Source organism: Taibaiella sp. KBW10 (assembly GCF_003852495.1).
GTDB lineage: Bacteria > Bacteroidota > Bacteroidia > Chitinophagales > Chitinophagaceae > Edaphocola.
The window spans coordinates 1-416 of sequence record NZ_QAJI01000010.1; the positions used below are offsets into that span (position 1 = coordinate 1).

1 protein-coding gene is annotated in these 416 nt (G+C 52.2%); it reads left to right on the plus strand.

Annotated features, from left to right (window positions below):
- Window positions 1-416: hypothetical protein (locus tag DBR32_RS15590; RefSeq protein ID WP_158606024.1), on the plus strand; the 416-nt coding region annotated here is incomplete at both ends.

The following is a 416-nucleotide window of genomic DNA, read 5'->3' on the forward strand; positions in this document are numbered from 1 at the left end:
CAGCCGTTATCAGCACCGCGCATGCCGCTATCGGCAGCAGTAATGCATCGGTTGCCTTGCCTTCAAACTCGGTAAATACAGGAGAACAGCTTGGTGGAGTGACGGGTAATGATGGTACCGTAAACGGCCGTCTGCCCATATCAGTTACCACAAACCCGATTACCAAAGCTAATTTCGGTATTCAGGCATTGCCGACACCATCGAATCTAACCGCCGCCAGTCAGGTTAATCCGGGCGGTACCGCAACCGTTATTGTGCCTCCTGCTACCTTTAGCGGTACGGATCCCGATGGTGGAACCATAAGCGCTATACGCATCACCGCCTTCCCAACCGGAGCCACCAGCATTACCATCAATAATGTAAACTATACGAATAGCAACTTCCCGACTACCGCTACCGTAATTATCCCGGCTACC